General features: G+C 52.9%; 36 protein-coding genes. 27 read left to right on the top strand and 9 right to left on the bottom strand.

What is annotated here, in order from left to right:
* Window positions 1-8: 8 nt before the first annotated feature.
* The 3 genes from H5T67_00290 to H5T67_00300 form a co-directional block, all read right to left on the bottom strand.
* A complete protein-coding gene (locus tag H5T67_00290; GenBank protein ID MBC7243757.1) occupies window positions 9-1190 on the bottom strand; it encodes a hypothetical protein in 1182 nt (393 codons plus the stop codon).
* Window positions 1191-1196: 6 nt separating this feature from the next.
* Window positions 1197-2096, bottom strand: coding sequence for a DNA polymerase domain-containing protein (locus H5T67_00295; protein MBC7243758.1), 900 nt, complete (start codon window positions 2094-2096; stop codon window positions 1197-1199).
* 262 nt (window positions 2097-2358) lie between these two features.
* Window positions 2359-3105 carry a hypothetical protein gene (locus H5T67_00300; GenBank protein ID MBC7243759.1) on the bottom strand — a complete coding sequence of 249 codons (747 nt, stop codon included), beginning with the start codon at window positions 3103-3105 and terminating at the stop codon, window positions 2359-2361.
* A gap of 387 nt (window positions 3106-3492) precedes the next feature.
* Here H5T67_00300 and H5T67_00305 point away from each other — a divergent pair, with 387 nt between their 5' ends.
* A complete protein-coding gene (locus tag H5T67_00305) occupies window positions 3493-4395 on the top strand; it encodes a hypothetical protein (protein MBC7243760.1) in 903 nt (300 codons plus the stop codon).
* An 81-nt stretch (window positions 4396-4476) separates the two neighbouring features.
* On the opposite strand, the gene H5T67_00310 is transcribed toward H5T67_00305, so the two are convergent.
* The 6 genes from H5T67_00310 to H5T67_00335 form a co-directional block, all read right to left on the bottom strand.
* Window positions 4477-5181 (bottom strand): ABC transporter ATP-binding protein, encoded by a 705-nt coding sequence (locus H5T67_00310; GenBank protein MBC7243761.1) that lies wholly within the window; start codon window positions 5179-5181, stop codon window positions 4477-4479.
* Window positions 5182-5196: 15 nt separating this feature from the next.
* Window positions 5197-6012, bottom strand: coding sequence for an ABC transporter ATP-binding protein (locus tag H5T67_00315; GenBank protein MBC7243762.1), 816 nt, complete (start codon window positions 6010-6012; stop codon window positions 5197-5199).
* An 8-nt stretch (window positions 6013-6020) separates the two neighbouring features.
* The gene (locus tag H5T67_00320; protein ID MBC7243763.1) at window positions 6021-7190 is read right to left on the bottom strand and encodes a branched-chain amino acid ABC transporter permease; all 1170 of its coding nucleotides are present in this window, start codon (window positions 7188-7190) and stop codon (window positions 6021-6023) included.
* 19 nt (window positions 7191-7209) lie between these two features.
* Window positions 7210-8076 carry a branched-chain amino acid ABC transporter permease gene (locus H5T67_00325; GenBank protein MBC7243764.1) on the bottom strand — a complete coding sequence of 289 codons (867 nt, stop codon included), beginning with the start codon at window positions 8074-8076 and terminating at the stop codon, window positions 7210-7212.
* Window positions 8077-8283: 207 nt separating this feature from the next.
* A complete protein-coding gene (locus tag H5T67_00330; protein ID MBC7243765.1) occupies window positions 8284-9498 on the bottom strand; it encodes an ABC transporter substrate-binding protein in 1215 nt (404 codons plus the stop codon).
* Window positions 9499-9747: 249 nt separating this feature from the next.
* Window positions 9748-10119: a hypothetical protein gene (locus tag H5T67_00335; GenBank protein MBC7243766.1), complete on the bottom strand. Its 372-nt coding sequence runs from the start codon at window positions 10117-10119 to the stop codon at window positions 9748-9750.
* Window positions 10120-10394: 275 nt separating this feature from the next.
* Between H5T67_00335 and H5T67_00340 the strand changes: the two genes are divergently transcribed.
* The 26 genes from H5T67_00340 (at window position 10395) to H5T67_00465 (ending at window position 26560) form a co-directional block, all read left to right on the top strand.
* On the top strand, window positions 10395-10772 hold the full coding sequence (locus H5T67_00340) for a winged helix-turn-helix transcriptional regulator (GenBank protein ID MBC7243767.1): 378 nt from the start codon (window positions 10395-10397) through the stop codon (window positions 10770-10772).
* 160 nt (window positions 10773-10932) lie between these two features.
* Window positions 10933-11181 (top strand): thioredoxin family protein, encoded by a 249-nt coding sequence (locus H5T67_00345; GenBank protein MBC7243768.1) that lies wholly within the window; start codon window positions 10933-10935, stop codon window positions 11179-11181.
* A 250-nt stretch (window positions 11182-11431) separates the two neighbouring features.
* Window positions 11432-11803, top strand: a complete 372-nt coding sequence (locus tag H5T67_00350) for a hypothetical protein (protein ID MBC7243769.1) — start codon at window positions 11432-11434, stop codon at window positions 11801-11803.
* A 36-nt stretch (window positions 11804-11839) separates the two neighbouring features.
* Entirely contained in the window at window positions 11840-12115 is a 276-nt protein-coding gene (locus H5T67_00355; GenBank protein MBC7243770.1) for a ferredoxin family protein, read from the top strand.
* A gap of 127 nt (window positions 12116-12242) precedes the next feature.
* Window positions 12243-12773 carry a winged helix-turn-helix transcriptional regulator gene (locus tag H5T67_00360; protein MBC7243771.1) on the top strand — a complete coding sequence of 177 codons (531 nt, stop codon included), beginning with the start codon at window positions 12243-12245 and terminating at the stop codon, window positions 12771-12773.
* 614 nt (window positions 12774-13387) lie between these two features.
* Window positions 13388-13924, top strand: a complete 537-nt coding sequence (locus H5T67_00365; GenBank protein MBC7243772.1) for a Fe-S cluster protein — start codon at window positions 13388-13390, stop codon at window positions 13922-13924.
* A 316-nt stretch (window positions 13925-14240) separates the two neighbouring features.
* On the top strand, window positions 14241-14444 hold the full coding sequence (locus H5T67_00370) for a hypothetical protein (GenBank protein MBC7243773.1): 204 nt from the start codon (window positions 14241-14243) through the stop codon (window positions 14442-14444).
* 158 nt (window positions 14445-14602) lie between these two features.
* Window positions 14603-14866: a ferredoxin family protein gene (locus H5T67_00375; GenBank protein ID MBC7243774.1), complete on the top strand. Its 264-nt coding sequence runs from the start codon at window positions 14603-14605 to the stop codon at window positions 14864-14866.
* Between the two features lie 42 nt (window positions 14867-14908).
* Window positions 14909-15334, top strand: a complete 426-nt coding sequence (locus tag H5T67_00380) for an arsenate reductase ArsC (protein ID MBC7243775.1) — start codon at window positions 14909-14911, stop codon at window positions 15332-15334.
* 58 nt (window positions 15335-15392) lie between these two features.
* Complete coding sequence (locus H5T67_00385) at window positions 15393-17018, top strand: hypothetical protein (GenBank protein ID MBC7243776.1); 1626 nt, start codon at window positions 15393-15395, stop codon at window positions 17016-17018.
* A 43-nt stretch (window positions 17019-17061) separates the two neighbouring features.
* Entirely contained in the window at window positions 17062-17640 is a 579-nt protein-coding gene (locus tag H5T67_00390; GenBank protein MBC7243777.1) for a hypothetical protein, read from the top strand.
* A 59-nt stretch (window positions 17641-17699) separates the two neighbouring features.
* A complete protein-coding gene (locus H5T67_00395; GenBank protein ID MBC7243778.1) occupies window positions 17700-18215 on the top strand; it encodes a hypothetical protein in 516 nt (171 codons plus the stop codon).
* 10 nt (window positions 18216-18225) lie between these two features.
* On the top strand, window positions 18226-18531 hold the full coding sequence (locus tag H5T67_00400; protein ID MBC7243779.1) for a hypothetical protein: 306 nt from the start codon (window positions 18226-18228) through the stop codon (window positions 18529-18531).
* A gap of 9 nt (window positions 18532-18540) precedes the next feature.
* The gene (locus tag H5T67_00405) at window positions 18541-19320 is read left to right on the top strand and encodes a bifunctional metallophosphatase/5'-nucleotidase (protein MBC7243780.1); all 780 of its coding nucleotides are present in this window, start codon (window positions 18541-18543) and stop codon (window positions 19318-19320) included.
* A 62-nt stretch (window positions 19321-19382) separates the two neighbouring features.
* Window positions 19383-20606, top strand: a complete 1224-nt coding sequence (locus tag H5T67_00410; GenBank protein MBC7243781.1) for a hypothetical protein — start codon at window positions 19383-19385, stop codon at window positions 20604-20606.
* Window positions 20607-20655: 49 nt separating this feature from the next.
* Complete coding sequence (locus tag H5T67_00415; protein ID MBC7243782.1) at window positions 20656-21327, top strand: cytochrome c biogenesis protein CcdA; 672 nt, start codon at window positions 20656-20658, stop codon at window positions 21325-21327.
* Window positions 21328-21355: 28 nt separating this feature from the next.
* Window positions 21356-21502, top strand: coding sequence for a hypothetical protein (locus H5T67_00420; protein ID MBC7243783.1), 147 nt, complete (start codon window positions 21356-21358; stop codon window positions 21500-21502).
* Window positions 21503-21582: 80 nt separating this feature from the next.
* Window positions 21583-22143 (top strand): hypothetical protein, encoded by a 561-nt coding sequence (locus H5T67_00425; GenBank protein MBC7243784.1) that lies wholly within the window; start codon window positions 21583-21585, stop codon window positions 22141-22143.
* A 99-nt stretch (window positions 22144-22242) separates the two neighbouring features.
* Entirely contained in the window at window positions 22243-22455 is a 213-nt protein-coding gene (locus H5T67_00430; protein ID MBC7243785.1) for a zinc ribbon domain-containing protein, read from the top strand.
* Window positions 22456-22558: 103 nt separating this feature from the next.
* The gene (locus H5T67_00435; GenBank protein ID MBC7243786.1) at window positions 22559-22831 is read left to right on the top strand and encodes a metal-sulfur cluster assembly factor; all 273 of its coding nucleotides are present in this window, start codon (window positions 22559-22561) and stop codon (window positions 22829-22831) included.
* Between the two features lie 88 nt (window positions 22832-22919).
* A complete protein-coding gene (locus H5T67_00440; protein ID MBC7243787.1) occupies window positions 22920-23324 on the top strand; it encodes a YlbF family regulator in 405 nt (134 codons plus the stop codon).
* A gap of 13 nt (window positions 23325-23337) precedes the next feature.
* Complete coding sequence (locus H5T67_00445; GenBank protein MBC7243788.1) at window positions 23338-23715, top strand: YlbF family regulator; 378 nt, start codon at window positions 23338-23340, stop codon at window positions 23713-23715.
* Window positions 23716-23756: 41 nt separating this feature from the next.
* Window positions 23757-24050 (top strand): hypothetical protein, encoded by a 294-nt coding sequence (locus tag H5T67_00450; protein MBC7243789.1) that lies wholly within the window; start codon window positions 23757-23759, stop codon window positions 24048-24050.
* Between the two features lie 225 nt (window positions 24051-24275).
* Window positions 24276-25043, top strand: a complete 768-nt coding sequence (locus tag H5T67_00455) for an XdhC family protein (protein ID MBC7243790.1) — start codon at window positions 24276-24278, stop codon at window positions 25041-25043.
* Between the two features lie 187 nt (window positions 25044-25230).
* Window positions 25231-25914 (top strand): NADH:flavin oxidoreductase, encoded by a 684-nt coding sequence (locus H5T67_00460; protein ID MBC7243791.1) that lies wholly within the window; start codon window positions 25231-25233, stop codon window positions 25912-25914.
* Window positions 25895-26560 (top strand): hypothetical protein, encoded by a 666-nt coding sequence (locus tag H5T67_00465; protein ID MBC7243792.1) that lies wholly within the window; start codon window positions 25895-25897, stop codon window positions 26558-26560. Before H5T67_00460 ends, H5T67_00465 begins: the two co-directional genes overlap by 20 nt.
* The last annotated feature ends 400 nt before the right edge of the window (window positions 26561-26960 follow it).

Raw genomic sequence — 26960 nt, forward strand, 5'->3', positions numbered from 1 at the left:
TAACCCCTTCAAGTTATGGCACTGGTGGAATCTGATTTGTTGCTGCTAAGCAGTCTAGCAATCTCCTCAACGATTTGGAACGTAGCCTGAGGATGACCCAACTTGCGCGCGTTAGCCGCGACTTGTTCCATGATGTCCTGTTGCGGTCCAAACCAACCAGCAATCACCTCGGCGATCTGCCATGGCTCGGTAACATAGATCCCGATCCCATGCTTCAACACGTAAGGCACATTGCCTGACTCCTGCCCTGGGATGTAGCCGCTGAGCAGGATAGGCAATCCAAGGGCACAGGCTTCGGCAATGGTCCCAGGGCCGGCCTTGGTGATAATGCAATCGCAGGCCATCATCCAGTCCCAGATATTCTCGACAAAACCTTTGATGATCGCAGGCACAGGCCAGTCCCAAGCGCTCAGCTCCCTCTGCAACTCCTGATTGCGTCCGCAGATCACAACCAACTGGCCAGCCGGTGACCTTGCACCTTGACCATTGACAGCTAGACGCTGCGCTACTGCCCGCGCAATCTCCCCCACGGGTCCCATGCCTTCTCCACCACCAGCGATCAAGACCGCTTTTACCTCCGGCATCAGGCCTAATTGCTGGCGCACGAGTGATTTAGGCGGGGGAGTTTGAGCGAAGGCTGGACGGATAGGCAAACCCAACTGGCGCAGCTGATGAGGCTCTAACCCTGCGCGCCGCGCCAGAACGTAGCCCTCGTCGCTAGGAACAAAACAGAGCGTGACCCTAGGGTCAAACCAAACGGGTGGGATGGTAATCAAATCAGTTACTACAGTGACAAAGGGTATGGCACCTTTCATGCGCAACAACACTTCCAACGTGATCTGCTGCATCAGCGGATGAACAGACACAATTAGGTCGGGATGATATTCCTCAATAGTTCTCTTGATAAAGGGCGACAGAAAGGTTGCTGTAACCTTCATCAGTGGGTCGATCAGTTCTGCTTTCTCGCCGATTTCGTAAATAAACTTGTATAACCAGGGCACATCATCTACCAAGAACCGATATGTTTTGGGCACCTGATTAATAGGCGGAGGCGTGTGCTGGCTCCACAAGTCCACCATATCTACCTGGAATTGTGCGCCATATCGCTCCCGAAATGCATCCCGTATAGCCTCGGCGCTGGCACGATGCCCGCCACCTGTTTCGCTCATCAAAATCAGTATCTTGCTCATTCGGGTTTATCCTGTGGTCAGAGGAGGCAACCATTGGCCTCCTTGCAGTATTGGAGCAAACAAATCGCCTTTCATCTGCACACGCTCAGACAATGTGCGCAGAGCAAAGTCTGATGGTCGTATGTGCCCCGCTTCAACCTCGCTCCAGGTAAGCGGAGCCGATACAAGCGCGCCACGCTGCGCCCGCAGTGTGTAGGGAGCTGCTGTATTGCGGCCGATGCTGTTCTGAGCATGATCTATCGTAACCTGGCGACCGCGATGCGTTGCTCCATGCGCCACGGCAATCAGCTCGGGATACGAAACAGCCAGACGCTCAGCCAGCGTCCTGACCCACATGCGTACCTCTTCAAAGGTATGGCCAGAGTCTAAGGGTAAGTACACGTGTAAGCCTCGTCCACCACTGGTCTTTGGATAGCTATGCAGGTTCAATTTTTCCAACGCATCGCGCAGCCGCAATGCTGCTTGCAAGACCTCGTCAAAAGTAGCCTGATCCCCCGGGTCTAGATCAAGGATCGCCATATCTGGCTGTGTCAGGTTAGTGACACAGGAAGCCCAGGAATGAAACTCGATGGCGCCTTCATTTGCCAGCCATAGCAACCCTGCTGCGTCATCTATCAATGGCAATTGAATAATACGCGCGGATGTCTCTGGCTGGTAATCTACATAGCGCAACCACTTGGGAGCATGCTCCGGCGCGTCCCGTCGGTAATAGGAGAAACCATGGATGCCGTCAGGGAAAACGCGCAGAGTAACTGGCCGGTCCTTCAGATAGGGCAGCATCGTTGGCGCCACCGCCTGATAATAGCGCAGCATGTCTTCTTTGGTCAAGCAGTCTTCCGGCCAGAAAACCTTCCTCAAATTGGAGACGACAAGCGCACGGCCGTCTACCTGCCACGTTTCAGACACTGGGTTTCTCCTCCCTATTAGTTGAGCGCAACTAGCTACGCTAATCAACTAGTGCATAAATCGCCGCTGCCGGCTGCAACAGTTGATCAGTCTTCAGAACAGGTTCTCCACCGCGTGGAAAACGATGCTTGCTAATTGTAGCCAAATTACTCTTTAGGACAAATCCGCTGCGTTATGATTCAACTTTGGGGATGAACAGAGCGCAGAGAAGCAGAGAGGAGATTCCGCTCAGCCAGAGGAGGCGCCCTTATCTGAGGCCTGGCTAGGCGATGAGTTCTTCCTGAGCTAGCCTAATGCTGAGCATCTGTTGCACATAACGGAAATGATTCCAGTTATCCGCATTATCGAGCAAGAAAGAATTGGAGACATCACAGGCCCAGAGCTCGTCACCACTGGCAATGAGATGCTGTGCGAGTTGGATCACAGAACAAGGCTCTTCCCAACGTCGCAGCAAATAAGAAAGATGATGAAAGATGCGCGATTGAAAAAGGAACACACCAGTATCCACTGCATGCCAATGTTTCAGGCGCTTGCCAATGCGCTGCACCTTCCCATGTTTGTCAAGCCATACCTTAACCGTGCCTTGCCATCTCGCCCCCGTCTTATTTCGACGATTAACGCACATCACGTGTGCGTGCCAAGGACTAACTAGCAATGGGAACAGAAGGTGTGCTGGAAGCAAACGGTCAGCCATTGCTACGACGAAGGGTTCACCCTCCACAAAGGGACGTGCCGCGAAGAGAGAAGTCGCACTGCCACGCATATGCCAAGGATTATGCAAACAATAGATCGCAATGCCATACCTGGCACTGTCCTGCAAATAAGGACGCAGGATACCTTCATTGTAACCCAATACGATGCCAATTTCTTCAAAGCCTGCATTCATAAAGGCTTCGATGGCATAATCAATCAAGGGACGCTCAGGCACAAAAGCCGATGGATGGGGAAGACAAGTGGATAATGGTACCAGATATTGACCTAGTCCCGTGGCCAAAATGACTCCCTTCATAGCATCTCCTTTTTGCTGGCCACTGGCAGAGGGGTGCACTGCAACAAAAAACCGGGGCGAACCCGGCTTATCGCTTCCAGCAAGGAAAGACTGCGGTCAATTCACTCCCTGTGCACTAACAAAACACAGACAGCTCTATCTTCCACAGGCTACGAGGTTAGCTGACGGGTTTGAGAGGGAAGACTCTCCTACTCGTACCCACGAGATACACCCCGAAAATTGGTTCCCCCGTTCCCCGCATGGGGACTCGCCAGAGCCAGGAAATCTGTATTTTGATTGTTATTTTAGTTGAAAAGGCGGATTTGTCAAATTGCTGCCTATCCTCAAGTGTGCTATAATGGTTCATTGCTATCACGCAGCAAGAAACACGCACCGCGGAACAAGCCCATGATCCATTACGATCTGTGTATCGCCTGGAATTGGAACCACGACGCCGACTTTGTCGCGCTACTGGATATGGCCGGCCGCGAGCACGGCCTATCGGTGCTGCAGATCACCCCCCATAACCTTGCGTCTAGCTTGCAAGCGCTGGCAAACGCGGAACAAACTTTCCATACCTTATTCGACCGCGCTTCCGATGATGACCCTCGGTTCATGACCCTGGTGCAATGGGCGCAAGAAAATGGACTGCGATTCATCAACGCTTATGAGAAAGCACGTCGTGCCTGGGACAAAGCGGAGATGCACATGGAATTCCTCCGCGCAGGCGTGCAAGTACCTCATGCCTTCATCATCCCGCCATACAACGAACTGCCAGAACTCCCCTTGCTCGATTTGAGTTCGCTGGGCTCACCATTTACGATCAAACCAGCCTGCCGTGGGGGCGGTGAAGGCGTGTTCAATGAAGCAACCTCATGGCAAGAAGTATTGAACGCCAGGCAGGAATATCCCGATGGCGAGTATTTGCTGCAAGCTCACGTCGCTCCGGCTCAGCTTGGCTCACGGCCAGCGTGGTTCCGTGTCATTTACTGTGTCGGGCAGGTCCACCCCTGCTGGTGGGATGGCCGGACTCACATCTATACCCCGCTCAGTCCAGCCGAGGAGGCAGAGTATGCATTGAGCCCACTGCGCGACATGACGCTCTGCATCGCGGACTTGTGCGAGCTCGAACTCTTCTCCACCGAAATCGCGCTCTCCATGGACGGCCGTTTCTTTGCTGTAGATTATGTCAACGATCCGATTGACCTCCGCCTGCAATCCAAAGCGACAGATGGCGTACCAGACGAGATTGTGCACGCGATAGCAGAACAGTTGGCCGCATTCGTGAAACGCATAGGCTCTCCTGCATGAAAAGCAAAACAAACGGCCGAGTTTGATAACCCGGCCGTGAACAATCCACCACATGGTGCTAGAAGACGGAACGCGTTTCGCTTATCGCCCTAAATACGCCGCCTTGACCTGCGGATTCTCCAGCAACTCTGCTGCCGGTCCTTCCAGCACAATATTGCCAGTCTCCAATACATAGGCGCGATGGGCAATGGAAAGAGCCATAGCCGCATTCTGTTCCACCAACAGGATGCTGGTGCCCCGTGCATTGATTTCCTGGATAATGCGGAATATCTCCTCTACCAGGAGCGGGCTCAGACCCATGGAGGGTTCATCCAAAAGCAACAACTTGGGATTGGACATCAAACCACGCCCCATGGCCAACATCTGTTGCTCGCCGCCCGAGAGCGTGCCGCCAGGTTGATTTAGACGCTCCTTCAGGCGTGGGAAACTAGCGAAGACCCGCTCCATAGATTCCTGAATCCCCTTGGAGTCATTCCGCGTATAAGCACCCATTTCCAGATTCTCGCGCACAGTCAGTGGTGCGAATATCTTGCGACCTTCGGGCACCTGAGAGATGCCCAGTGACACGATCCTGGGTGCAGACACCTTGGTGAGGTCAATGCCCTTAAACATAATGCTACCCTGTCTGGGGCGCAGCAGACCAGAGATGGTTTTCAACGTAGTACTTTTGCCTGCACCGTTTGCACCAATCAAGGTTACAATTTCGCCTTCGTTGATGTGAAAAGAAATACCCTGCAGGGCATGAATGGCACCGTAGAAAACATGCAGGTCCTTGACTTCCAGCATTGCTGCCATATAGCGCTACACCCTCCTCCCTGCTTTGCCTAGATAGGCTTCGATCACTCTGGGATTGTTAGATACTTCATCAGCAGTGCCCCGCGCAATCACCTGGCCAAAGTCCATTACCGTAATCCACTCACAAATGCCCATCACCACACGCATTTGGTGCTCGATGAGCACAATGGTCAATTTGAATCTATCGCGAATAAAGTGGATCAAATCCATCAGTGAGTGCACTTCGCGCGGGTTCATGCCTGCTGCTGGTTCATCTAGCAACAACAACTTAGGCTGAGCAGCCAGAGCGCGAGCGATTTCCAGACGGCGCTGTTCACCATAAGGCAAGTTGCTAGCAAGTTCTTCCTGGCGATCCTGTAAATTGAACAGAGCCAGCAACTCCTGCGCCCTCTCTGTCAACTCACGTTCACGCTCTTCAAATCGCCCATTCTGCATGATCGCGTGGAACAACCCATACCCGGCATGGGGGTGATACGCGATGCGCACATTGTCCAGCACGCTCAAGCGGGGGAAAATGCGAATGTTTTGAAAAGTGCGCCCGATGCCAGCCTGCGTGATGACATGAGGTGGCAAGCCAACCAGATTCTTCCCATAGAAGGTTATTTGCCCCGACGTGACAGAAATTAAGGCATTGATCATGTTGAAGACGGTCGTTTTGCCCGCACCGTTGGGGCCAATAAGGCCAACCAGCTCCCCCTCGCGCACAGTCAGATCGAAATCACGAACAGCCCACAGCCCGCCTTCGTAGCCTGCTGCTGTCAGCCGTCCCCCAAAGTTCTTGGATAAGTCTTTGATATCTAGGACAATAGGCCTTTCGTCCATGCTCGCTGTCATGACAACTTGTCCTCCCCAGGTTGAGGATTGCCAGCCCCTGCCGGAGCTACCTGTGGTTTCATCTCCTGCACAGGCGCCACACGCAATGGCCACTTTGGTGCGCGCAGAAATCCCAGTTCAACCCTGCCCATCAACCCTTGTGGCCGTAGCAGCATGATCAACAAGAGGGCAATGGGATAGACCACAAAACGCCATGCCTCAAAGCCTTGTGGCAACCAGATGCGCATGCCCTCCAGCGAAATAGCCCACAAAAATGTAGCCAGGAGCGTGCCCGTCATGTTACCTAACCCACCAAAGACGATGATGATCAGCGGGTCGAAAGACCTGACAAAGGAGAAATAACCTGGCGACAAGAAGGCATACAGGTGGGCGTACAGCCCACCAGCCAGACCGGCTAAGAAACTGCCAATGACGAAGGAGATGGTCTTGTATTTCAGTGTGTCAATGCCCATCGCCTGTGCAGCCACTTCGTCTTCGCGCACCGAGACAATCGCCCGACCAACACTGGAATACAAGATATTGCGTACGATGACAATTGTCAGGATCAAGAAAATAAACGTCCAGAAAAAGGAAGTCATTTGCGGGATGCCAACCATCCCGCGTGCTCCTTTAGTCTCTGGTATCACCTGGTCAGAGTTAATGATCAACACCTGTATCATGATAGTAAAGCCAAGCGTGGCAATGCCGAAATAATCCGAGCCCAAGCGCAAGAGCACAATATAGCCAAAAGCAAGACTGATTATTGCTGCAAAGACGGCTCCAATCAGCACAGCAACAAATAGCAACGCTGACTTTCCGGCATCAAAATGGAAAAGCTCGACTTGGGCCATAGGGATGAGCTTTTGCAAAAGAGGCGGAATGCGCAGGACAATTCCTTGTATTGGATAACTGATCCTCGCAGCCCAATGATAGGTAATCAATGCTGCAGTATAGGCACCAATGCCATAAAAGCCCCATTGTCCCAGTGAAAACTGTCCATTGAAGCCATAGATCAGATTCAATCCTAGGCAAATAATGGCCATGATACAGGGGAATATAACCCAGGCTGTGCGGCGAAATTCCGTCATGCGCGGCATCAACACCCATTGCACAACCAAAAAGACAACGCATACACCTACCCAGAACAACCAGCTTTGCCCTAGAAAACGAAACCGAGATTTAGTCATACCCACTCCTGTTCCTAACTTATGCCTTCTCCTTCGCGGCCTCGCCAAATAGTCCTGTCGGCCTGAAGAGCAACACGATAATCAAAATAGAAAACACAATGGCATCCCGCAGCGTAGAAGACAGGTAGCCTTGGCTCAAGGTTTCCACCATGCCAATGATCAGTGAGCCCAAAAATGCGCCAGGAATACTGCCAATACCACCGAACACCGCTGCAATAAATGCCTTCAAGCCGGGCATTACACCCAGGAAAGTGCGAATCTGCGGATACACAATGACATACAACATGCCTCCCACGCCCGCCAGAGCCGCACCTATAGCGAAGGTGAAGGTGATCACCATATCCACGTCAATGCCCATCAAACGCGCTGTTGGCTTATCCCAGGCTACGGCGCGCATCGCTTTCCCTAACTTGGTACGATAGACTAGATACCATAAGAGAACAAGGAGCAACGTGCTTATCGCGATCACAATCAACATGACATTGGAAAAAGTCACACCAGCCACATCCCAGGTCTTGAATTTGATTGGCAGTGGCGTATAACTGATAAAGTTGGGGGTGAAGACGAAATCCAAAGCAGTGAAATACTCCAAAAAAAACGAAACACCAATAGCCGTGATCAAGGCTGCAATACGTGGTGCATCGCGCAGAGGTTTATAGGCCACTCGCTCGATGATAACGGCTAGGAAAGAACACACTACCATAGCCAATATCATAGCGGGGACAAAACCCCAATGATAGTGCGTGGTCGCATAGAAAGCAGTAAACGCACCAACCATGAAAACGTCACCGTGAGCAAAATTGATCAGGCGTACAATGCCGTAAACCATCGTATAGCCCAAAGCGACCAAGGCATAGACAAAACCCAGGCGGATGCCATCCACCATAAACTGTGCGAAAAGCACCGGGTTCTCACGAAAACGTCCTGCTAACCAGAGCAAGATGAACAATCCCGCCAGGATTGCATACCAGCCTCTACGCAAAAAAGGAACGACACGACTCAGAATTTTCTGCATTTTCGAATCTGTTCCCCTTCCTCTCCTTAGAAATAAGGGAGGGGGCAAGACCTCGTGCCCCCTCCCTTGGACACCGAATTATGGGCTCACCGAGGCCTCGAAGAGCACCTTGCCATCCTTGACGTGCAGGATCGCCGCATTCTTCACCGGGTTGTGGAATTGATCAAACGTGATCGTCCCCGATACAGCCTCGTAGCGAATCGTCTCCATCGCCTTCGCTACCGCTGTCGGATCATCCACCCCCGCCTTCTCAATCGAAGCCAGCAAGATGTTCGCCGCATCATACGCCAACGCCGCCAATGCATCCGGCACCTTGCCAAACTTCGCCTGATACCGCTTCACAAAATCCTGCACGATCGGACGCTGGTCTTCTGGCGAATAGTGGTTGGTGTAGTAGCCGCCATCGCAGGCCGCCAAATCCGTATCCGGAGAGTCCCAACCATCACCACCTAGCAACACCGCCGTGATCCCCTTCTGCTTCGCCTGCGCACCTATCAGATTCAGCTTATCATAGTACGTGGGAATGTAGAATACATCCGGATTGGCCGCCTTCACCTTCGCCAGGATGGCCGAAAAGTCCGTGTCCTCCTTCACAAACGACTCCCAGACCACTACCTGCCCGCCACCCTTCTCAAAAGCCTTCCGAAACTCCTCCGCCAAACCCTTGATGTAGTCATTCCCTACATCCAATACCACCGCCGCCGTCTTCGCCTTCAGGTTCTCCAAGGCAAACTTCGCCATCACCGAACCCTGGAACGGATCTATGAAGCACGCCCGGAACGTGTACGGCTTCACCTTCCCATCCTTGTCCACCGTCACCATCACGTTCGTGGACGTCCCACTGATCTGCAACACCTTCTTCTGGTTGGCATACTCACTGATGGGAATGGACTCGCTCGAACATACCGCTCCTACTATGTACTTCACCTGATCCTCATCAATCACCTTCTTCCCCGCATCCGCTGCAGCCTTCGGATCGCACTGCGAGTCGCCCAATACCCACTCTATCTTCCGCCCCAGCACGCCGCCCTTGGCGTTCCACTCCTCAAACGCCATGATCGCTCCATCCCGGTTCGACGCACCAAACGTCGCTACATCGCCCGTCAGCGGCCCCAGTATCGCGATCTTGATTGGCTCCGCCGGCTTGGGCGTGGGCGGTACAGCAGTTGGTGGTGTTGTGGGTTTGACCTCAGGCTTGGGCGTTGGTGTAGGAGTAGCCGCCGGTTTACAAGCCCCTAGCAACAGGCCGAATACTAGCACTACGCTCACTACTAAAGTTAACTTGCCTTTCATCGTCAAAACCTCCTTGCAATAGGATTATAGATACTTGGTATTGCACCTCTTACGGCACCGTATACAAGGGAAGCCACCCCGTGCTCTTCTGCCCACAGTGCACGCAAGGGTTCTCATCTCGATTCTCTAATAAACCCGTCATTTTAGGCTCTATTTACCTCCTTCTTTTCGAGATTCTGAGCCAAAACCCTTTGGCACTGTCGTCCATTGACCGCTTTGCAGGCTACTCTGCCAACTGAAGAACTAATGCTATGCCTCGAACAGCAATTGCATCTCGGGCTGATCTATGTAGAATAGGATCAACACCGATAAAGCAATGGATAGCAATGAAGTAATCAGAAGAGGAATATCTGCTGGAGTGCCCGGAGCTTTTGACGGAACTACCTTGGATAGCGTGATCAACATACGCACAATGATATTAAAACCTTGTAAGAAGATCGTCATCATCCTGCCGACTGGGCGCAGGGTAAGCAATGCCCAGGCTAGTACTCCAAAAATAGCCACTGGCACAGCTAATAGCGCACGATTGACGGACAGCAATACTTTGGGAGGCAGCAAAAGGATAGGTATGATCTGCAATAGCGCGATCACCACGATCAGTACAGGCCGTCTTTTTTTCACGATATGACTTCCTCCTAATTCAGGATACCTTGGTACGAATATCTCATCGAGGAGATGGACTCGTAAGCCCCGGCACGGCTCAGTACTTGCTCATCGTAGCGCGGTTAGTCAAAATAATTATAGCAAATCTGAAAATTTTGTCAAACAGAGCCACATGCCCTTAGAGGGCTTGTGCGAAACTGAACTACACTTGTGCCAGCGCGTCGTAGCTTGGCTTGACCAATGATACAAATAGAGTTAAAGTATATTCCATCCTTTATATAAAGGAATAGAAAATGACGCGAGCACTCTATGAACGGCAAGCACGGTTTTTCAGTGCACTGGCTCACCCGATTAGGTTGAGCATCCTGGATATCTTATCTCGTGGTGAAGCCTGTGTCTGTCACCTATCAGCCATTCTACAACTGCGCCAGGCGTACATCTCGCAGCAGTTGGCTACTCTGAAAGAAGCTGGCTTGATTACCGACAGGAAAGAAGGATTGTACGTCTACTATTCCCTCGCAGACGCAAGTGTTCCACATCTGCTGCAGGAAGCCCGACACTGTCTCGCACAGATTAGTGGCGATCACATCTTGCGCTGCTTTACACCCCCGAAGTATGACGAGAGCACCTGCACTTGCCCCGCCTGCCGTGCAAAGCGCTCTCCTCTGTAATCCATAACGTTTATCTCCTAGCCTTTATGTTGGATTGAAAGCACATGATGAACTACATTATTCCCTTTTTGACTCGCCTTGTCGAAACCTGCTTGCTCATTGCCATCGCCGTCATTGCGGCAAATGGACTACAACTGGATTAGGTAATAAGGAGAAAACCATGCACATTATCATACTCGGACCTGGTTGCCCAAACTGCAAGAAATTGGAAGCTCTGACAAAGGAAGCAACAGCTGAGTTGGGCCTAGCCGACGTCACCTTTCAGAAAGTCAGCGATTTGATGGAGATCATGAAATACCCCATCCTACGCACGCCGGGGCTGGTGATCAATGGTAAGGTAGTCTGTAGCGGGCGCGTCCCAACAAAAGGAGAGATCAAAAGCTGGCTGAACACAGCTTCGAGCAACTAGCACCTGGATCCGCTCATGATGCGCAGAAGCTTGTTGTAAAGCCATCAGGGCACCAACTTGTGCGTGCTCCTCAGATTTGACAAAAAGCCATTTCTGCGGTATAGTATATTCAGAAAACTGAATATAATTGCACAAACACTTTGGCCCACTTTCAGCACAGACTAGCCAGGCAAAGGATACCTGGCTGGTTTGTACTGGATAAGCGAGTTAGGAAAACACAATATTACAACATTGGAGGAGGCATCGCACTATGTCTGAGAAACCAAGATTTGTCATGTGTATTTGCACTGGTGAGTGCCCCGGGTTTCAGAGCCTCAACCTGTGGCAACTGATCAACTATGTCCGCAATGAACTGGATGTAGAGTATGCCATTGTCCATCCACAACTGTGCGTGGATGACGGCGACCGCTTCCTGACAGATTACATCAAGTCCAATAGCAAGTACATCATTGGCGCTTGCGATCCCAAGATGCAGCGCAAGATGTTCAAGGACGCTTTTGCTTCAGTGGGTGGCGACTTTGACAAGCAGGTGGTCTCCCTTGACCTGCGCAACATGTCCACAGAGGAGGCCATGAATAAGGTAGCAGAAGCGGTCAAGCAACTGAGCGAAGCTGCAGCTTAGCTTCAGCACCGACACTAATCTGCCCGGAGGCTATAGATGAATCCGAGAGGAATCCCAAGAGAACAGATACCCTGGTATCCACGCGTTGACCTGGACCAGTGCATTGGCTGCCAGGAGTGTTTCAACTTCTGTGGAAATGGCGTGTACCAATGGGATGACGAAGGGAATCACCCCATTGTCGCCAATCCTTACAACTGTGTAGTGGGATGTAGTGCCTGTGCTAATCTCTGCAGTGGCGATGCGATCTCCTTCCCAACGAAGGAGGAGATCAGGAAAGCCATCGCCGAGCTGATGGCAGTGCACTCGCAATAGCGATGTGGGGTCTGACGTAGCTTCCCAGAGAGGAGGCAGCTCCAAAGCAACGCTGCTTGAGGCATGCTTCTAGTCTGTAGCCACCGTCAGGCCACTGGCTGGCTCTTAGAGAACGTGAGGACAAACGGTGAAAAACCACACACGGGGGCTCGAACTGATCAAAGTTCTCGCCCACCCAGTGCGTGTGCAGATCCTATGGGCGCTCGGCGCAGGTGAGCAGTACGTCTGCCATTTGATGACAAGCCTCAACAGACGCCAGGCGTACGTCTCACAACAATTGGCCTTCCTGCGCCAGAACAATCTCATCGTAGCAACTCGTGAGAGCCAGCACATCAGCTATCGCCTGCGGGACGAAGAGCTCGGAGAATTGCTGTCGAGACTGTTCGCACTGCACTGGTTGCACCTGATTGCTACGCCTGTCTGGTCATCCCGACGCCGTGGTGGTTATGCCCCTGCCCAAAGTGCACTGAACTCAGGATGCATGCCCACTTACCTGCACAACCATTTGGCACACGAGGCATGGTCGTACGAGCTGAAATCGCCGAATGCGATTGTTCTATTTGCTTGCGTATGTACCGACTGTCCACGGAGAATGTGGCGGTCTCGATGGATCCATCCTGTCCTTACCTGCAACGCTGGGCCTCCGCATTGCATGTGATGCATGCCCCGTCATATGGACAGGAGGCGCAGGCGCATCTGGAGTTGTGCCAGTCAGCCAGCGACTATCTATGCCAGCCCAGTTGCCGCGCGCCAGCTCTGGTGGTACAGGCTGCCTCGGCCATGGGGCAGCCTGCCAACCACGTTAGTGTGGGCATCCACTGCCTGATGGAGGCGGCTTAGTTCTGGCCATCCCTATAAGGAGCGAAAAGACATTGAAGAAGGGAGGCAGTCTTGGAAAAGAAAGTTAGACTTACTTCCGAGTGGTTGATCAACTATATCCGTGAGCACGGTGGAGTCCTCACGATCTCACGTGACATTGTGGTGGATTGATGAACCGCATATAAGGGCCCATCCGGTCGGGTGGGCGAACCCGAGCGTCCAGAGGACTTTGCCCGGCTACAGGCGGATGATTTGACGATCTACATCTCCAAGGACATCTGGGAGAGCCTAAAACCGCGCCAATCGAAGCTATTAGTTGCCATTTCAAGCTATGGGCGCTTCTGGATATACTTGGAGCCAGCAGCAGGCAAGGGAGAATAAGCAATTCCCAGGTCTCGCTCTGGTTCGCTGGGATGTGGTCATTGGGATTTGTCCATTGATTAGGGGATTGTGATGCTAATTGAACGGTATGAACTCAGATTGGAATCACCGCCATGTGATCCAGGCAGTGAGCGCTGGAGCGCTTTTGCACAGGTTGACACCGACATTGCAGAAGTGCTGCCCTATCTGAACGCCAAGCTGAGCGGCGCCATTTATGATCACAAGGCGCAGGTATTGACCTGGCGTATGGGCGGACGCGCTATCTCCATCCGTCCCCATGAGATCGCTGTGAGCAACCTGCAGGATCGTGCCGAGGCTGAAGCGATGGTCAGACGCATGGTGGATTTGATCAACGAGACCTGGGAACAGCGGGAGCGCATTCAGCCTAGTCTGGTGAAGCGCGAACCACTCAAAGCGCTCGATGTCTATAAACTGCTGCCCGGGTCAAATTGCAAAGCCTGCGGGCAACCGACGTGTTTCACATTTGCTTTGAAACTAGTGGCAGGACAGGCGGCAATATCCGCCTGTGCGCCGCTTTTTGAAGATGAATACCGTTCACAACGCACGCGGCTGCTGCAAATGCTCGAAGCCGCAGGAATCACAACTTAGCATAAGAGCAGAGGAGATGCTTGACAAAAAGGAACTGAGTTATCGCCAGATCATTGTGGGACGTTTTCCGACCGGCATGGTAGGGCTGGATGAACTTTTCGAGTCGCTGTATCAGGCGGATAAGCTGCCCAATGAAGAACTTGGAGCAGAACTGGTCGCAGGGGCACGGAAGCATAATTATATCCCTGCATCTGCAGAGCGAGACTTTGCAGCAGCGTTGCTGCGGGAGTACCGCAGCTATTACGAACAAAAGCGTACTGGCCAGGCCCCAACAACCAAGCGCGGTGCGCCACGTCCGCAAGTGCCATGGTTTCCTATGATAGATGAAACGCTCTGCGATGGCTGCGACAAATGCCTGCAGTTCTGCAGCAGTGGGGTATACGCCAAGCGGGACAGTGGGGTGGTGTATGTCGTGCAGCCTTTGAATTGCGTTGTAGGCTGCGATGCCTGTGCACGCCTTTGCCCGCACCACGCCATTACCTTTCCGCCGCGCTCCATCCTGCGCACGATGGGGCGTTAGCTCTTTACCAAACCATAACTGGAGTGAGCAGCAATTTGACAGAGTGCTCGCCAGGCTCAATACATGCAGAGATAGGTTACATAGTGCGACATGCACGTGGATCATTATTAGGACAGCGAAGGAGGTATTGAAAACGCACGGGAGTACCAAAACAGCATCTGGGTATACCACGCACGTTGATTCCGTGGTATCCAATCATTGATGAAGAGCGTTGCATCGGATGCATGAGTTGTGTCAAAGCTTGTAAGCACAACGTATTTGACATGGACACGGTTCGGCCCATTGTGGCTAATCCCTACGAATGTGTGGTGTTTTGCCAAAGTTGTAAGTACGTGTGCGAGGCGGGCGCTATTTCCCATCCGCCCAAAGAGGCAGTGAAAATAGTTATCAAAGAACTGCGCAAGCAGTATCCGCCGAGTTAAATGGAATGGTGCGTTGGGAACTCTGCTATAGGGGAAAAGGATATGAAGCCGAAGGTTTTGTTTCTCTGTACACACAATTCAGCACGCAGCCAGATAGCTGAAGCTTTCCTGAAAAAATACGCTGGAGACCGTTTTGAGGTGTACAGCGCTGGGCTGGAGCCTACCGCGATCCACCCATACGCCAAACAAGTAATGGAAGAAATCGGTATCTCTATGGACGGACATTATGCCAAAAGCGTGCAGCAATGGTTGGGGCAGGTGCATTTTTCTTACTTGATCACGGTGTGCGCAAAGGCAGAAGAAAGGTGTCCTATTTTCCCAGGTATGGGTCAGCGCTTATCCTGGCCATTTGACGATCCGGCTGCTTTTGAAGGAAGCGAAGAAGAGAAGCTGAACAAATTCCGGCAAGTCCGGGATCAGATCGAACAACGCATCAGAGAATGGTTGGCAGACAAGCATAAGCCATGAACATTGCTACAGTTGAGGTCAGCAATATACAAAATATCCTCAAAAATGGAGCTAGACAATGCATAACTGGGTATACATCCTGCGTAATAAAATAGAAACTGTAGGGCTCGTCTTGCTGCTGCTCATCTTAGTTGCTGAGATGGAAAGTGGCGTTCATGCCGATGGCGTGGTGTATCTGTTCTATTTCTACGACCCCAATTGTCCGGTGTGTCAGGACATTCATGAGAGTGTCCTGGAGCCATTGCTTGCTGCTTACGAGGGACGCGTTGTCGCTCATGAACTCAATATGGCTGACGCCGCGAACTTTGAGTTCTTGCTTGACCTGGAGAAGCGCTTTGGCGTCACCAATCCGGGCATTCCCGAGATCTTTGTCGGCGAAGACGTCCTGATTGGCCCAGAGGAAATCAGCACCCGCCTGAAAGAGCGTGTGGACTACTACCTAGCGCAGGGCGGCGTGGAACTCCCTGTCGAACCACCGGCTGCAGCCCCCACCCCCACGCCAGAGTGCACTGAATGCACTGCCATCCATGAAGCACAGCGCACCGCAATGGCTGCCATGCAGACACCCTCACCGCAATGGACGGCTACTCCCGTATCAGGCGAAAGACCACCCATTTATGTCGCTTGGTTCTACCAACCTGGCTGCGACCTCTGTGAACGGAAGGAGCATGATCTGCAGTACATCCTAAACAAATATCCGCAAGTAAAAGTGCAGCGCTTTAACGTGAAGGAAGAGATGGCACTGAACCAGTACCTGTGTCTCAAGGCCAAAGTACCGGAGGAGCGACACCTCACCGCTCCAGCATTCTTTGTCGCGGATTCAGCCTTAGTCGGAACAGAGATCACCGGATCCAGCATGGAGGAGTTGATCCGCCCTTACCTCGAAACAGGAGCACCAGAACCTTGGACAGGCTATGAAGCGCAGAAAGAAGTCGTTGAAAAGACCATCTTGGAACGCTTCCGTTCGCTGGGCCTGTGGACTGTGATCGGAGCGGGACTGCTAGATGGCCTGAACCCCTGTGCTTTTGCTACAATGATCTTCCTCGTTTCCTACCTCTCGGTGCGCAAGCGACAAGGGCGCGAGATCATCGCCACCGGCGCCGCATTCACAATAGGGGTATTTTTCGCCTACCTCGGGGTAGGATTGGGCATGCTCAAGTTTCTCACCTCGCTGCCGGTGCTAAGTACAATGGGCAAGTGGATCTACGGCTTCACACTGGTGCTCTGTCTGGGCCTGGCTTGGGGTAGCTTCAGCGATTACCGCAAAGCCAAGCAAGGACAACTGGAAGACATGAGTCTAAAGTTACCCGATCGGATGCGTGGTTGGATACGCTACCTAATCCGCGAGGGTTCTCGGGCGCGGAATTACATAGCGGCCTCTTTGGTGCTGGGTTTTATTGTCTCCATTGTCGAGCTGGCTTGCACCGGACAAGTGTATCTACCCACGATCATTTTCGTGTTGGGTCTGCCGGAATGGCGTGCCAGAGCGGTTTCCGCGCTGCTTACCTACAACTTGATGTTCATCACACCTTTGATCTTCGTTTTCTTGCTCGTCTATTTCGGAACGACTTCTCAACAACTCACGCGCTGGATGATGCGACGAGCCGCAGCAGTCAAGCTAGGCACTGCAGCGCTCTTCTTGCTGCTGGCGGGATGGTTGGGCTACAGCATCGCTGCGTTATAATTCTGTACAGAAGGAAAGGGGAAATCTCATAAAGGTACACACATTGACTCTGCTGCTATTGGCAGGAGTGCTCTTGCTAGGCTGTGGGGCATGTAGCAGCCAGGCAACGCCGGCCGCCGTATCCAAGCCCACAGAAGGCGTGGCCATGGCAAGCGCTTCTCCAACACCTGAGGAAATTATCCAGGTTACCGTCGTTGAGCCGGTCAGCCAAGTCATTCGCAATGACACCTACTACTTCGATAACTGCAGTGGCACAGAGGAACGGCGCCAAGCTTTGAGCACGGTTGCCCAAGTGCAGAAAAGCCTCACTCTAGGGGCCGAAGCTAAAGCAATGGAGAGCGGCCAAGGGACCGCCATATCGGAAGAGTGCCGTGCTAAACTGACGCTTGAGATTGAGAAGGCGTATCAGGATAGATTGGCTGCTATCCAAGCCGATCTCGCGCAGGAGGAAATGGTGGCGGGAGCGTACTCGCGCTTCAACTATACTATCATCTGGGAGGAACAACGATTTAGTTCCACCGTATCCCTTACACTCGATGGACAGTCTTATACTATACCCTATACCCTGACCCTGTTTGTGCCAAGCCTGGGAAGCGCTAAATCAATCCCTTGCTCTGGTTGAATGCGCTAACAAAACGCCTGCCAGTTGGCAGGCATAAAAGAACAAGGAAACAATTGTCTATGCGTTCATCACTCTATCGCTGGCTGGTCGGGTTGCTCGTGCTTGCTGCGGTTGTAGCCATTTTGGCACTAAAAACTCGTGGCACAACAAGCAATATTTCCAACTTGCCTGCTAAAGAGATGGCGTCTGCGACCACATCACTGACACCAACGCCATCTCCTCTTAGTGAGGAGGCAGACCCATTTCCGAGCAAAGCAGATCCAGCTACCCAGATCGAATGGGTGCTGCGCCACAAGAAGCCAGCCATGATCCTTTTCCACAGCAACCTTTGCCGGCCCTGTCTAATGATGGAAGCCTTGGTGCAGATGGTGCGACGCGACTACGAGCCCACTGTCGTGTTCATCGAAATCGTCATTGACGATCCGGCCAACGCTGACCTGGTCCGCGCCGCGCGCATTGGCAGCATCCCAGCTTCCTTATTCGTGGACCGCTCCGGACAAGTCAAACGGGTTGTTGGCTTAATGAAGCAACAGGACCTGCGTGCTGAACTGGCTAGACTAATGAGTGAGGAATGAGGCGGTAACCATGCGCAGATACAGATGCTGTTTCCAAATTTCCATAGCAAAGGCTGCCGTCTTCCTGCTGCTGGCAATACTGCTTATCGGCTGCTCGGGGGACACTGTAAACCAACCTGCACCGACCATTATCCCGGTGGCGCCCAGCAGGGCATTTCCGACGGCTACGAAACCCGTGTCGCCCACAACAGTTCCACCTACGCCGACAAAGGCTATACTGTTGCCCCCTACCCCAACGCCACCGTTGCAAGGCGTAGCGAGGCTTACTATCCTATATACCAACGATACACGGGGCTATGTAGACCCCTGCGGCTGAGGAGTTCCCATGGGTGGAGTAGCCCGGCGGGCTACCGCAATCGAGTATCTTCGCGAACAAGCAGGCGAACACGTGCTCGTGTTGGATGCAGGAAACACGCTTTTGGGGGAAAGATTGGCTTTTGAAACCAAGGGGCGCATTATTGTGGAAGCGATGAATGCCATGGGATATGACGCCCTCACTGTGGGCACCTTGGAATTGAGCCAGGGAATCCAAGTGCTCCAGGAGCGTGCAAAGGAGGCAAATTTTGCCATCCTCTCTTGCAACATCCTCGATACGCAGAGCGAGAAGCCTCTCTTCACGCCCTATATCATCGTGCAACGAGACGGCTTGCGCTATGGCATTATCGGTGTTAGTGAACCGGAGATAGTCAATTTGGCAGACATCGCCCAAACAGCTAAGGCCCTGGATCCCATACAGAGCCTGCAGAGATATTTGCCTGAGGTGCAAGAGCACAGCGATGTGATCATCGTGCTCTCGCATCTAGGCCTAGAAGGAGACAAGGCTCTAGCTCAAGCCATACCAGACATTGACGTGATTGTGGGAGGAAGGTCAAGGAGGCTTCTCCGAGCGCCTGAAATGGTGGGCTCGACGATCATTGTGCAGGCAGGATATGATGGAGAATGGCTGGGCAAGTTGGGTGTAACAGTTACAGCTGAGGGCACGCTTGTTGACCCTTGGGTGGATATTATACCTCTTGGACCAGATATTGCCGACCATCCGGAGTTGGCAGCTCTTGTCGCACGCTATAACCAGCTCTACCCGCCGCCAACGCCCGGTGCCCATTGAGCGAGATAGCCTCCTATTTCACTTGCTCGCCAGAGCAATGGCTTAGACAGGGTGTAGAGATAATGTGGCATAAGAAATACACAGTCCTATACCACATAGCTGCCACTGCAGGGATACTGCTTGTCGTTGCTCTGCTGTGGAATAGCGGCATCGCAATGCACCTGCGTTTCCTCAAAGCTGGCGCTGCCCAAAGTTCGGCGGAATCTCCCCCCATATACCTGGTATACTTCTACCAACCGGGTTGTGACCTATGCGCAAAGGCAGATCGCGATGTCGAATACGTCGCGAGCAGGTATCCTCAGGTGAAAGTGCGCCGGCTGAACATCCGTGAAGAGGCTGCCTTTAACCAGTATCTCTGTCTCCGCGCTGGCGTGCCAGAAGAGAGGCATCTTGTCGCTCCCGCCGTTTTTGTTGGCGATGACTACCTAGTTGGTCTGAGCCAAATCGGCGCTCGCCCCCTCGAAGAACTGATCAAGCCGTATCTCGCTTCAGGTTCACCGGAGCTCTGGGCCGACTGGGAAGCAGGCAAACAAGTTGCCGAGGAGGCGATTGTGCAGCGTTTTCGTTCTCTCGGACTGCTGACCGTAGTTGGCGCCGGGCTGTTGGATGGCATTAACCCCTGTGCCTTTGCCACCATGATTTTCCTCATCTCCTACCTTTCGGTACGTAAGCGACAGGGACGTGAGTTGCTGGCTACCGGAGCTGCTTTTGCTACCGGCGTCTTCCTGGCCTATCTGGCCATGGGGTTGGGGCTTCTGCAATTTCTTACTGCACTGCCGATGCTTGATGTCATTGGCAAATGGGTTTACGGCCTCACCATGCTGCTGTGTCTGGGCTTGGCTTGGGGAAGTTTTGCCGATTACCGCAAGGCACGAGAAGGACGTCTGGAGGATATGAGTTTGAAGCTGCCAGACTACCTACGCGGATGGTCGAGACGCTTGATTCGCGAAGGATCGCGAGCAAGGAACTTTGTGTTGGCCTCGCTGGTTTTGGGAGCAGCGGTATCTATCGTGGAGCTAGCTTGCACCGGCCAGGTTTACCTGCCTACGATCATTTTCGTGTTGGGCTTGAAAGAGTGGCGGGCACGAGCAGGTCTGGCTTTGCTCATGTACAACGTGATGTTCATCCTACCACTGGTCATCGTCTTCCTGCTGGTGTACTTGGGCACTACTTCCCAGCAACTGTTGCATTGGATGAACCGCAGGGCTGCTGCGGTCAAATTGGGGACAGCCGTCCTGTTTGCGTTGCTGGCCGTCTGGCTGGGCTACAGCATCATTGTTTTCTAGGAAACCAGCGGTGATTGTGACGGACTCGCTATAAGGAGAAAACACGGCCATGGAATGGGATTTTTCGGCAGTAGCCAATGTCTCGTTGTGGGCTTATCTGATTGTCTTTACCCGGGGGGTGTTGACTAGCATTGGGCCATGCAACATGGCCATGATCCCGCTAGTTATCGCCTTCGTCGCAGGGCAGAAGCAGATTAGCCGTTGGCGCAGTCTGACCCTCTCTGGAGCGTTCGCCCTGGGGCTGGCGATTACCTTCACAGCTCTGGGAGTGCTCGCCGCCCTGGTGGGGCGGATTATTGGTGCAGGTGGCCTGTGGTACTATGTCATGGCAGCGGTGTGCATTATCATGGGCTTGCAGTGGATGGGAGTCGTTTCGCTTCCCCTGCCAGACTGGGGTGCCGGACAGCGCGAAAAGATCAAGCGACGTGGTATGATGGGAGCATTACTGCTCGGCCTGGTCTCAGGCTTCGTTGCCTCTGGCTGCGCCATGCCTGCGCTGATTGCTATTCTCACGCTTGTCATGTCCAAGGGTGCGCTAGCCTACGGCGCGAGCCTGCTCCTGATGTACGGAGCTGGGCGTGGTGTGCCTATCGTCTTGCTCGGCACCTTTGCGGGTTGGACGAAACTCATGCCTAAGAGGTCGGCATGGACAGCTCGGATTGAGCAATTGAGTGGGGCATTCATGGTCCTAATCGGATTGTATTTCCTATGGAGTGCTTGACGACCAAAGCACTAGAAAGTGGATGGTGATGAAGAAAGCATTGGTAGTCCCTTTGAGCGACCAGGAGCTTCTTGAGCTGTGTCGCGTTCTGCTCGACCGTGATGAGAGGGGCGCCCTGCAATTCTTGGACGAACATCTCAAGCACCCAGCAAACGAGGCGCTAGCAGGCGGTTGAAAGGTGCTCATCGAGGTGCCTGGGTCAGGCATCAAAGAGGTGCCCGGCAAACGCCTGTTCTGAAATCCCATGAGACGATCATGAGTCAAAATGATGTGCTATTACATAACTTCAAAATTACCCACGTCCTGGACTGCATCGCTGACCCCACCAAGAACCGCATCATTGCCGAGTTTTCGGACAATGTTGCCGCCGTTTTCCCGTACCTGAATGCCATCATCCCGAACTTGATGTACAACCCTGCGGCACAAATCATCACCATCAAGAGGGAATGGCGCATTCTCACCTTCTATCCTCACGTGGCAGTCATGGCCAAAATAGACGGTATTGAGGACGCTATCGCTCAATTGACCTGGTTCCAGGGGCTATGCAATGACACTTGGCGCCGGCGAGGGGAGATCGCGCCTTGCTACGAGGCACGCAAGCTATTGGGGTCGTTGGACGTGTACCCATTGCTGCCGCGCCTCAATTGCAAAGCCTGTGGTGAAGCTACTTGCATGGCTTTCGCTTTCGAGCTATTGTGGGGTGGGCGCCACCTCTCGGAATGCCCTCACTTATCAGACTCAGAACATGCGGAGGCAGGGCAACGACTGGCCCAATTGCTGGGAATTGGCAAAGAGCTGCAGAAACCAAATAGATAGCCATTGCACAGTATGACTGGATTTGACAGCATGATTAGAATAAAATAAGGCAAAATGGTGTTTTGCCTTACTTCCACCAAATCGTTAAGGAAGTACAGAATGCCAACCTATGAGTTTGAATGTGGTGATTGTGGCGAGCGCTTCGAAATCCGCGCCTCATTTCGGGAGAAAGAGAAGGACTTGAGCCCCAAATGTCCGCGCTGCGGCAGCGACAACACCGGCCAAGTCTTCGGCGACTTGGTCTTCTTTGCCAAATCAGGTGAGGTAGCTTTTACCAAACCGTCAGGCGGCAGTTGTTGCTCGGCACGCTGAAGCAGGAGGTGCGCTAATGCCCGGAAGAGGCCCAACTATGTGGCGCATGGCTAGTTGCTGCGGTGACAACCAAGCGTTCCAAATGCATATTGAGGAGAAAAACATGATAACTGAACAAATGATTCTAGAAGCATTACGGCCAGTTGTGGACCCGGAGATCGGCATGAGCGTGGTAGACCTGGGCATGATCCGCGAGATTGTGCTGGACAAGGAGGGAAAGGTAGAGATCAAGATGGTTTTAACCACGCCCTTCTGCCCTCTTGCCAGTATGCTCACGGCACAGGTGGAGCAAGCTACAGCCGCTGTGCCGGGGGTGAAAGAAGCTAAAGTAACACTGTTGGATGAGCCTTGGAATCCGGCATGGATGAAACACTGAGAGCATCTCGGCACAAATCGAGGCGACAAGCTGTGCAAAGGATATCCCGAACGGATTGGCAGTCGAGGTGAGGGAAAGGAGAGCGAGAATGACCAATCAACCACGTAACGAAGGGGTGATAACCGCCGCTGCCGTAGCTAAAGAGGCAAAAGAGTTCCGCGACTTTACCAATGCCCTGATGTACACGCCTGAGTATAGAGCCTTTGACCTGGCCCGCCAACAACTGCGCCAGGATGCGGTGGCCCTCCGGGCAATACAGGATTTCCAAGAGAAGCAACAATATCTGCAAATGATGCAAATGTGGGGTACAATCAGCCAAAACGACCAGGATGAACTGCAGCGTCTGTACGAGAGCATGATGCAGATACCCGCTGTGCAGGATTATGTTCATTGCCAGGAAGAGTTGGCGAAAATGTTTCGCCAAGTCGCACGGCTCATTAGTGAATGCATCGGCACAGAATTCCCACCCCAGCAGTCAAGCTGCTGCGGATGACAGGAGATAGAGCATGCTAGATGCAAACTTAGAAAAGACCGTGAGAGAATTCGCAGCCTGGCTAGTGCAAACACCTCCATTAGCAGAACTACGCAAAGCGCAAGGGCAGCTGGAGGCCGATGCTGAAGCTCAGCGCCTGCTGACAGAATGGGACCGGAAGCAACAAGAACTGCTACAGCGACAGCGGGATGGCCAGGCTATTTCGATGGCCGAAATAACGCCTCTGCGCCAAGTGCAAAATCGAATTCGCGCTCATCCCATGGTCATCACCTATAGCGAGATGCGCAAGCAGGCACAATCCTATCTGACCGATCTCTGTGCAGAAATCAGTGAAGTGCTACGAGTGGATTGGGAGACCTTGAGCCGAGCAATCGGTGAGGAAACGCCCTAGTTCTGCAATGCAGAGGAGGAGAGAGCAATGCATGACATGAAATGAAGATCAAAGCCAGTGGGCACATCTTGGAGCGGAATGTCCTGGGACAGCTTTACGATGCACTAGAGGGCAAGGATTGCGATATAACCGACATCGAAATCTTTGCTCCCACGCTTAAAGGTGGCTGGAGGGAGCAGTGCTCTTCGGTGATCATCTTCAAATTAATGCCTGAAATACAGGCTATAGACAAAACAGGCGTAGAAGACTGCTACGGTCTCATCCTGGACATCTTTCGGCAGCAAGGCTGTCGGCTGATTTATCGCAAAGAGATTGCTTCTGGCCTACAGGCTTAAGGAACTTACGACAATCCCGTGTAACCAGAACAGCCTTGTGTCACCGTGAGCGCAGCGTAGAGCCTGCCCTGAGGTCACCCAAATGGTCTTGTGCGCCTTGGACGGAATTCGTTCCAGTGACGCGCAGGTTCTTACTGCGTTCAGAATGACTGGGAGGGATCCATATCGAGCATTGCTAAGCCAGCAACGGCTGTTGACTGGCCAGAACGCTGAGGAAAGGGGAAAATGAAGGAAATCTTGCGAGCCTTGCAGCAAAGCTTGGAAAGCAGCGAACCCGTGGCTGTGGCGACTGTCGTCGAAGTAAAAGGCGCCTCTCCCGCCCAGGTGGGTTTTAAATTGCTGGTGCGATCTGATGGCAGCATGGTGGGCAACATCGGCGGTGGCACGCTAGAGAAACGCGTCCGCGAGGAAACATTAAATGCCTTGCGGGAGGGGAAATCGCGCCTAGTTCATTATACACTACGTGAGGCAGGGCCTGACGCGGTGGGCATGCTCTGCGGCGGCGAAGCTACAGTATTTATCGAAGTGTATCAGCCAGCCCCTATCCTGTTGATCGTGGGTGGCGGGCACATTGGCCAGCCTCTGGCCGAGATGGCGCGTCTCGTTGGCTTCAACGTGCAAGTGGTGGATGTCCGCACGGAACGCGCCACCGTGCCCCAGTTTGATCCGGCCTCCGTTACCCCCTGGACGTACGTGGTGCTGATCACCGAAGACCACATCACCGACGAGCAGGCCCTGCGTCAGGTGCTCCATACGCCAGCGGCTTACATTGGCATGATCGGCAGCTTGCGCAAGGTGGGCACCATCTTTAAGCACCTGCGTGCTGAAGGCATCCCCGAAGAGCAGTTGACCCAGGTGCATGCGCCAATTGGGTTGGATCTGGGTGGCCGCAGTCCAGCCGAAATCGCCTTGGCCATCCTGGCTGAGATCGTGCAGGTACGCTATGGCGGAAGCGGAAAGCCCCGTGCGCTGCTGATGAAAGAGAGCGACTAATGTATAGCTAGCTAAGCCTTACCGCACACGAAGCACGGTTCATTATAGACAAAAGCGCCAATTTGACTAATAGGCTATTATTGTGTATAATATATATGCATTATACATATAAAAGATTATTATCTTTATGTAATAATCAAGCGAGTCTTCGCAATACCATGAGGTAACAACATAGAGGTCAACACAGATGAGCGCCCTGCTCTCGAAACTATTCGAACCTGGCCCCATCGGGAAGATGGAGCTGAAAAATCGCATCATTATGGCGTCGATTTCCACTAACTTGACAGGAGCAGATGGGGAAATTACTGAAGAGCTGATTGCACACTATGCCGAAAGGGCTGAGGGTGGAGTAGGGCTAGTCACTGTGGAAAACGTCTGTATTGATTACCCTCTCGGCAGACACGGAGCCGCGCAACCACGCATAGACGAGGATCGTTTCATTTCGAGCCTGCAGCGATTGGCAGATGCAGTCCACGAGTCCGGCGCGCTAACCGCCGTGGAACTAACACATCCTGGAATGAGCGCTGATTTACGCTTTACTGAAGGGAAAAGTCCAGTTGCTCCATCGGCTGTGCCAAGGCCCAAGGATGGCCTCTGCCCTAGAGCACTCAGCCAGAAAGAGGTCATGGAGATAGCAAACAAATATATGCAGGCAGCGCGGCGGGCCTGGGAGGCGGGATTTGACGCCGTGGAGCTTCAGGCTTGTCACGGCTTGCTCATCAATCAATTCCTTTCCCCTCTTAGCAACAAGCGCCAAGATGAATACGGTGGTAGCAAGGAGAATCGCCTGCGTTTCCTGCTCGAAATCCTTGTGGGCATCAAGTCCCATCTCGGCTTCGATTTTTCCGGTCATGGTACGCCTGGTAGCTGAGGACTTGCTGAAAGGCGGGCTTACTTTGGAAGATGCGGCTTGGTTCGCGCAACGTCTCCAGGAAGCAGGTGCGGATGCCATTCACCCCGATTTTGGGTTGGGGGGCAAGGAGAAGCGCTTGGAACCAATGCCTTATCCCCAAGCCTGGAGGGTATACCTGGCGGAAAGAATCAAGCATGCGGTCAGCATCCCGGTGATAGCCGTGGGAGTCATTCGTGAGCCACACATGGCTGAGGAGATTCTCGAGACAGGAAAGGCAGATTTTGTCACCCTCGGCCGAGCGTTAATCGCCGATGCGGAATGGCCTAACAAGGCACTAGCCAGCGAAGAGTATCAGAAAGTGCATTGGCTGCAACGAGTGCGTGGTTGCCAGGCATGTCGAGGATGCACCTTTGCGTTGCTCGGTGAACCCCGCTGTAGGCAAGAGCAAGGATGTTTCACAAATAAGCCCTGCAAAGGTCAAGAGAAAAGTAGTGGTGATCAGCGGTGGCCCGGCGGGGATGGAAGCGGCACGAGTGGCAGCCTTGCGTGGACATCAGGTGACTCTTTACGAGAAGAAAGAGCATCTCGGTGGTGCTCTCAATATCGCCTCCGTGCCACCTGGAAAGGAGAAGCTCAATTGGGTAACGGAATACTACGCATATGAACTCTCCCGGCTAGGAGTAGCAATATACCTGGGGAAGATGGCAGATGCACAAACAGTGCGAGACGGACAACCAGATGTGGTCATACTAGCCACTGGCTCCGAACCGGCTGTTCCAGATATCCCTGGTGTGGATGGACCGAATGTACTAATAGCCCAAGAACTGCTCGCAAAGAGAATGTATTTCACAGGCCAGTGCAACATTGTGATTGGCGGAGGAATGCTAGGATTGGAGACCGCAGAATACCTGGCTACCCAGGGCAATGTGGTCACCATCCTCAAGCGCTACAAGACTATCGCACGCAGCATCGAGCCGCTCTACGCTGAATACCTTCTACGGCAGCTTGGTGAAGCAAAAGATGATCTTCGCCGTGGTCGGGCTCTACTTCGATACCATCAGGAT

The organism is Chloroflexota bacterium (assembly GCA_014360905.1).
In the GTDB taxonomy this organism is placed as follows: Bacteria; Chloroflexota; Anaerolineae; order UBA2200; family UBA2200; genus JACIWX01.